Raw genomic sequence first — 7,177 nt, forward strand, 5'->3', positions numbered from 1 at the left:
GACGCGGCGGAGCTGCCTCGATGAGGACGATGGTGGTCTGGTGCCCCGACTGGTCGGTCACCGCGGCGGTGCTCGAACGCGCCGACATCGACGACCCAGTCACCCCGGGCGCGCCGGCGGCTGTGCTCTCGGCCAACCGCGTGGTGGTCTGCAACGAGTCGGCGCGCCGTGAGGGAGTGCGTCGCGGGCACCGGCGTCGCGACGCCCAGGCCCGCTGTCCCGAGCTGGTGCTGCTCGCGGCGAACCCCGATCGCGATGCGCGCTGGTTCGAGCCGGTGCTGGCCACGGTCGAGGAGGTGCGCCCAGGCGTGGCGCCCCTGCGCCCCGGGCTGCTCGCCCTGCCCGCCCCCGGTCGCTTCTTCGCCCGCCGCGGCGTGGGCGGCGAGGAGGCCGCCGCCGCGGTGCTCGCCGAGCACCTGGTGGGCGCCGGCGTGTGGGACTGCCGCTTCGGCGCCGCCGACGACCTCTACACCGCCGAGCGCGCGGCGCGTCGCGCATCACCGCAGGAGTGCGTGGCGGTGCCGGCCGGCGGGTCGCCGGAGTTCCTGCGCGGGTTGCCGGTCGACGTCCTCGGCGACGACGGGCCGCAGGGGGTCGAGCTCGCCGACCTGCTGCGCCGCCTCGGCCTGGCCCTGCTCGGCGACCTCGCGCGCCTCTCCGGCGACGAGGTGAGCAACCGCTTCGGCTCCTACGGCCGCGACGTGTGGCGTCGCGTGCGCGGTGAGCGGTCCGTCGTCCTCGCCTCGCGCACGCCGCCGCCCGAGCTGGCGTGCGAGATCTCCTTCGAGCCGCCGCTCGAGAGCGCCGAGGCGGTCACCTTCAGCGTGCGCACCACCGCGGAGCGCTTCATCGCCGCTCTGGCCTCGCGGCAGCTGGTGGCCACGTCGGTGCGCATCGAGGCGGAGTTCGAGACCTACGAGGCCTCCGAGGGTCCGTCGGAGGGCGCCGGGCTCAGCGCCCGCACCTGGCTGCACCCGCGCTGCTTCACCTCCCGCGACCTCGTCGACCGGGTGCACTGGCAGCTGCAGTCCGGGCTCGCCTCGCGCCAGGTCCGACGCCGCGGTGCCGGCGCCGATCGCGACGCCGCGCCCGTCACGGCACCGGTCATGCGGGTCCGGTTCGTCCCCGACGTCGTGGAGCCCGCCGGCGACCACGCCGAAGGGCTGTGGGGCGGAGGTGCTGAGGAGCAGGTCGTGCGCGGGGTGGCGCGGGTGCAGGCGATGATCGGCTACGACGCCGTGCGCGTACCGGTGCTCCAGGGCGGGCGCGGCGCCGCCGACCGTCAGGCCCTCGTGCCCTGGGGCGAGCGTCCCGCCGGCCTGCGTCCGCTCGATCGCCCCTGGCCCGGCCGCATCCCCGGCCCCGCGCCCACCCGCGTCTTCGCCTCGCCTCTGGAGGCCGACGTCGTCGACGAGGCGGAGACGTCGATCGCCGTCACCTCGCGCGGTCAGGTCACCGGCGAGCCGTGGCGCTTCCTGGTGCGCATCGGCGGCCGCGAGCGCTGGTGGCCCGTGGCCGCGTGGGCCGGGCCGTGGCCGGTCGACGAGTCGTGGTGGCTCGGTCCCGGTGCCGGTGCCCGCTCGGCGCGCTTCCAGCTGGTCGGGGTCGACGGCCGTGCCTGGCTCCTGCGCTGGATCGAGGGTGCGGGCTGGGAGGTCGAGGCCGCCTACGACTGAGTCCTGCCGAGGCTCACTGAGGCCCGGGCCCACCCGGGCGTCGTCCTCGCTCGACGGGGCGCTCAGGCGCTCAGAACGTGCGCACCCACACGCAGTGCTCGGAGGCCCGCAGGGTCTCGACGGCCTCGGTGGTCAGCGCCTCCGCGGCATCGGTGACGACGTAGCCGAGGTCGTCGCGGGTGGAGAGCAGCTGGCCGATCACGTTGTCGCCGGCGGAGGCGAAGGCCGCGTTGAGCTCGGCGAGCACGCCGGGCAGGTTGCGGTGCAGGAAGCCCAGGCGGGTGCCCGGCACGACCGCGCCGGGCTGGACGTCGGGCAGGTTGACCGACAGCGCGGTGCTGCCCTCCTGCGCGAAGCGGGCGAGCTTCTCGGCCACGAACCAGCCGATCTCCTCCTGCGCCTCCTGGGTCGAACCGCCGATGTGCGGGGTGAGGATGACGTTCTCGATGCCGCGCAGCGCCGACTCGAACGCGTCGCCCTGCGCCTTGGGCTCGGAGGGGAAGACGTCGATCGCGGCGCCGGCGATGTGGCCCGAGAGCAGGTGCTCGCGCAGGGGCTCGTAGTCGACGACCATGCCGCGCGAGGCGTTGATGAACAGCGAGCGCGGCTTCATGGCCGCGAACTCGGCCGGGCCGAAGAAGCCGGCGTTGCCGGGACGGCCGTCGATGTGGAGGCTGACGACGTCGGCCACCTCGAGCAGCTCGGCCATGGTGCGCATGCGGCGGGCGTTGCCGTGGGCCGGACGATCGGCGATGTCGTAGAACACCACGCGCATGCCGAGGGCCTCGGCCACCGTGGAGAGCTGGGTGCCGATGTTGCCGTAGCCGATGATGCCGAGCGTGCGGCCGCGCACCTCGTGGCTGCCCTTGGCCGACTTGTCCCACACGCCGTCGTGCATCCGCTGGATCTTCTCCGGCAGGCGGCGGGCGAGCGCGATGATCTCGCCGATCACGAGCTCGACCACGCTGCGGGTGTTGGAGTAGGGGGCGTTGAAGACGCCGATGCCGCGCTCGGACGCCGCGGCGAGGGCGACCTGGTTGGTGCCGATGCAGAAGCAGCCCACGGCGAGCAGGTCGGGGGCCTCGTCGAACACGCGGGGGGTCACGGTGGTGTTGGAGCGGATGCCGAGCAGGGAGACGCCGGGGAGGGAGTCGATGAGCTCCTGCTCCGAGAGCGAGCCCGCTCGGAGCTCGACGTCGTAGCCGCGACCCTCGAGGTACGCGACGGCGGCCGGGTGGATGTTCTCGAGCAGCAGCGCCTTCACGGGTCAAACTTAGGGGAGCGACTCCGGAGGACGTGCGTCGGCGCCGTCGGCTGGGACGACGAGCGTCCGGGTGGGCTGGGTGGGCCGGGCGCTCAGTGCTGCAGCTCGGGGTCCCAGCGGTTGGCGATGAGCTTGAAGCTGGGCGTGTCGGCCAGGGAGGTCATGGCCTCGTAGATGCGGTCGTAGGCGGTCGAGGCGATCCGCCACGCCCCGTCGGGATCGCAGCGGTAGGTGTCGCGGTAGTAGCCGCCGCCGCGGATCTGCACGCCGAATGCCGGCACGATCACGGTGTCCTCGAAGGCCCAGGACCCCGACGCCGTCAGGCCGTCGTCGGCGACGTCGATCTCGGGGTGGTTGGCGACGTGGATCGTCACGACCTGCTCGCCCAGGTTGGCGCGCATGTACTCGACCACCTCCTCGCGCGCGGTGAAGTCCAACGGTGCCCCCATGGCCTTGGTGCCGTAGCGGGCGTCGACGTCGGTGGCGAGGCAGTCGCCGAAGTCGTCCCACTGCTTGAGGTCGAGGCTGCGGAAGTAGCGGTACTTGAGGCGCTTGATCTGCTCGATGGCGACGAGGTCCATGGAGTGACGATAGAACACGTTCTAGATTTTGGGGCGGTTCCACAGCCCGACCTCGCTCGGTTGACGTCGAACATGTGTTCGATCACCATGGGGCGATGGGCTGGAACAACCCGCCCGTCCCGTGGAGCGAGCTCGAGCGCCGCCTCTCCGGGCGGGCCCCGCATCCCGAGGCGCCGGTGTCGCGGCGCAAGCGGGAGCGGTTCGTCGCCGAGGGCATCCACCGCCCCGACGACGCCATGCCCTTCGCCGAGCTGCACTGCCACAGCCACTACAGCTTCCTCGACGGCGCGAGCGCGCCGGGCGAACTCGTCGCCGAGGCCGTGCGGCTCGGGCTCAGCGCCCTCGCGCTCACCGACCACGACGGCTTCGCCGGCGCTCCGCTGTTCGCCGAGGCGGCGCGCGACCTCGCGCTCCCCACCGTGCACGGTGCCGAGCTGAGCCTGGGCGTCACCCGCGCCCAGAACGGCGTCCCCGACCCCGAGGGCACGCACCTGCTCGTGCTCGCGCACGGCGTCGAGGGCTACCACCGCCTCGCCGGTGCCATCACCGAGGCCGGTCTGCGTGCTCCCGAGAAAGGCAGCCCGGCCCACGACCTCGACGAGCTCGCCGAGCGCGGACGCGGCCACTGGACCGTGCTCACCGGGTGTCGCAAGGGTGCGGTGCGGCGCGCCCTGCTCGCCGACGGGCCGCGAGCTGCCGCAGCCGAGCTCGACGACCTCGTCGCACGCTTCGGCCGCGAGCACGTGCTCGTCGAGCTCATCGCCGGCGACCTGCCGGGCCTGGAGGAGGCCAACGACCTGCTGGCGCAGATCGCCGACGAGCGCGGGCTGCCCGTGGTCGCCACCGGCAACGTCCACCACGCCACCCCCGAACGGCGTCGTCTCGCGGCGGCCATGGCGGCCGTGCGCGCGCGGCGCAGCATCGCCGAGCTCGACGGCTGGCTCGACCTCTCTGGCGGTGCCCACCTGCGCAGCGGCGCCGAGATGCTGCAGCGCTTCGCGCGTCGTCCCGATGCCGTGCACCGCACCGTGGAGGTCGCCGCCGAGCTTGCCTTCGACCTGCGCAAGGCCTCACCCCGGCTGCCCAAGCAGAACATCCCGGCCGGCCACACGCCGGCCTCGTGGTTGCGCGAGCTCACCGAGCGCGGTTTCGCCCGCCGCTACGCCGGCACCGCCCAGGAGGAGGCGGCGCGGGCTCGCGTCGCACGCGAGCTCGACGTCATCGAGCGCAAGGACTTCGCGGGCTACTTCGTCATCGTCCACGACATCGTCGACTTCGCGCGCAGCAAGGGGATCCTGTGCCAGGGCAGGGGCTCGGCGGCGTCCTCGGCGGTCTGCTACGCCCTCGGGATCACCGCCGTCGACGCCGTCTACTTCAACCTGCCCTTCGAGCGCTTCATCTCCGAGCACCGCGAGGAGGAGCCCGACATCGACGTCGACTTCGACTCCGATCGGCGTGAGGAGGTCATCCAGTGGGTCTACGACACCTACGGGCGGCGCAATGCGGCCCAGGTGTGCAACGTGATCAGCTATCGGCCACGGTCGGCCGTGCGCGACGCCGCGAAGGCGCTGGGTTTCTCGCAGGGCCAGCAGGACGCGTGGTCGAAGTCCATCGACGGGTGGGGCAAGCACGTCGAGCAGGGGCTGGGCATCCCCGAGCAGGTCGTCGAGCTCGCCGAGGAGCTGATGGGCGCCCCGCGGCACCTCGGCATCCACTCCGGCGGCATGGTGCTCACCGAGCGCCCGATCGGCGAGGTGTGCCCCATCGAGAAGGCGCGGATGCCGGGCCGCACCGTGCTGCAGTGGGACAAGGACGGCTGCGAGTCGATGGGGCTGGTCAAGTTCGACCTGCTCGGACTCGGCATGCTCGGTGCCCTCGACCACATGATGCGCCTGGTCGAGCAGCACATCGGTCGCACCTGGGCGCTGGAGACCGTTCCGCGCGAGGACCCTGCCGTCTACGACATGCTCTGCCGCGCCGACTCGATCGGCGTCTTCCAGGTGGAGTCGCGCGCGCAGATCGGCACCCTGCCGCGCCTCAAGCCCCGGTGCTTCTACGACCTCGCCATCGAGATCGCGCTCATCCGCCCCGGCCCGATCCAGGGCGGCGCGGTGCACCCCTACATCCGCCGCGCCACCGGCAAGGAGGCGGTGAGCTACGACCACCCCGACCTGCGGCCGGTGCTCGAGCGCACCCTGGGTGTGCCGCTGTTCCAGGAACAGCTGATGGCGATGGCGGTGGTGCTCGGCGACTGCAGCCAGGACGACGCCGACCTCCTGCGTCGCGCGATGGGCTCCAAGCGCGGCATCGAGCGCATCGAGAGCATCAAAGAACGCCTCTACGCCGGGATGGCCCGCAAGGGCATCGTCGGCGACCACGCCGACGCCATCTACGTGAAGATCCTGTCGTTCTCGGGCTTCGGCTTCGCCGAGTCGCATGCGCTGAGCTTCGCGCTGCTGGTCTACGCCTCGTCGTGGTTCAAGCTGCGCTACCCGGCCGCCTTCCTCGCCGGACTGCTGCGCAACCAGCCCATGGGCTTCTACTCGCCGCAGTCCCTCGTGGCCGACGCCCGCCGCCACGGGGTCACCGTGCTGCGTCCCGACCTCGCGCGCTCCTCGGCCCGCGCCGATCTCGAGCCGTGCGAACCGGCGTCGGGCAGCGTCGACCGGCACCGCTGGGACGACGGCTGGGCCGTGCGCCTCGGTCTCGACGAGGTCAAGGGCATCGGGGTCGAGGTCGCCGAGCGGATCGTCGCGGTGCGTGCCGAGGCGCCGTTCGTCGACATCCCCGACCTCTCCCGTCGGGCGGGCCTGAACACCGCCCAGCTCGAGGCGCTCGCCACCGCAGGTGCCTTCGACTGCTTCGGCGTCGATCGGCGCCAGGCGCTGTGGATCGCGGGCTACGCGGAGAACGCCTCCCAGATCCCGGGCAGCACGCCGGCGCCGGCACCTCCCGCGCTGCCGGGCATGGACGCCTGGGAGACCACGATGGCCGACCTCTGGGCAACCCGGATCTCGACCGACACCCACCCGGTGGCGCACTTCCGCGACGTCCTCGTCGGCGCCGGCGTGCGCGCGGTGGGGGAGCTGTCCGGGCTCGAGCACGGTCGCCGCATCCACGTCGCCGGCCTCATCACCCACCGCCAGCGGCCCGGCACCGCCAGCGGCATCACCTTCTTGAACCTCGAGGACGAGACCGGGATGCTCAACGTCGTCTGTTCACCCGGCGTGATGAAGGCGCACCGTCACGCCGCGCGCAACCGGGTCGCGGTCGTCGTCCGGGGTCGGGTGGAGCGCCAGGACGGCGTCACGAACCTGGTCGCCGACCGCATCGAGCCGCTCGACAGCGTGCTTCCGGGCGCTGGCGAGGCGCTGCAGGCGCGACAGAGCTCGCGCGACTTCCGCTGACGCCTCGCCGCACACCTCGCCGCACACCTCGACCAGGTCGACGCGATCGCCGTGGTGGAGGCCGATTCGGGGCGGCGAGCCGCCTGCGGTAAGGTTCCGTCCGCCCCGCGCGGTGAACGCCGCAGGGGTGTTCGGGCTGTGGCGCAGCTTGGTAGCGCACTTGACTGGGGGTCAAGGGGTCGCAGGTTCAAATCCTGTCAGCCCGACCGAACGAGAACCGCCCTCGACCCGCACGGGTCGAGGGCGGTT

The 7,177-nt window shown here is 72.7% G+C and carries 4 protein-coding genes and 1 tRNA gene; 3 read left to right on the forward strand and 2 right to left on the reverse strand.

The features are described from left to right. The first annotated feature begins 20 nt into the window (after positions 1-20). Complete coding sequence (locus tag ACERUN_RS06925; RefSeq protein WP_370289112.1) at positions 21-1,676, forward strand: DNA polymerase Y family protein; 1,656 nt, start codon at positions 21-23, stop codon at positions 1,674-1,676. 70 nt (positions 1,677-1,746) lie between these two features. Here ACERUN_RS06925 and serA read toward each other — a convergent pair whose 3' ends face one another. Next, positions 1,747-2,940, reverse strand: a complete 1,194-nt coding sequence (serA, locus tag ACERUN_RS06930) for a phosphoglycerate dehydrogenase (protein WP_370289113.1) — start codon at positions 2,938-2,940, stop codon at positions 1,747-1,749. 92 nt (positions 2,941-3,032) lie between these two features. Continuing rightward, on the reverse strand, positions 3,033-3,521 hold the full coding sequence (locus tag ACERUN_RS06935) for a nuclear transport factor 2 family protein (RefSeq protein WP_370289114.1): 489 nt from the start codon (positions 3,519-3,521) through the stop codon (positions 3,033-3,035). 95 nt (positions 3,522-3,616) lie between these two features. Between ACERUN_RS06935 and ACERUN_RS06940 the strand changes: the two genes are divergently transcribed. Both ACERUN_RS06940 and ACERUN_RS06945 read left to right on the forward strand, forming a co-directional pair. Beyond that, positions 3,617-6,928 carry an error-prone DNA polymerase gene (locus tag ACERUN_RS06940; RefSeq protein ID WP_370289115.1) on the forward strand — a complete coding sequence of 1,104 codons (3,312 nt, stop codon included), beginning with the start codon at positions 3,617-3,619 and terminating at the stop codon, positions 6,926-6,928. A 132-nt stretch (positions 6,929-7,060) separates the two neighbouring features. Beyond that, a tRNA-Pro gene (locus ACERUN_RS06945) sits at positions 7,061-7,134 on the forward strand. The last annotated feature ends 43 nt before the right edge of the window (positions 7,135-7,177 follow it).

The organism is Nocardioides sp., assembly GCF_964229035.1.
Classification (GTDB): domain Bacteria; phylum Actinomycetota; class Actinomycetes; order Propionibacteriales; family Nocardioidaceae; genus Nocardioides.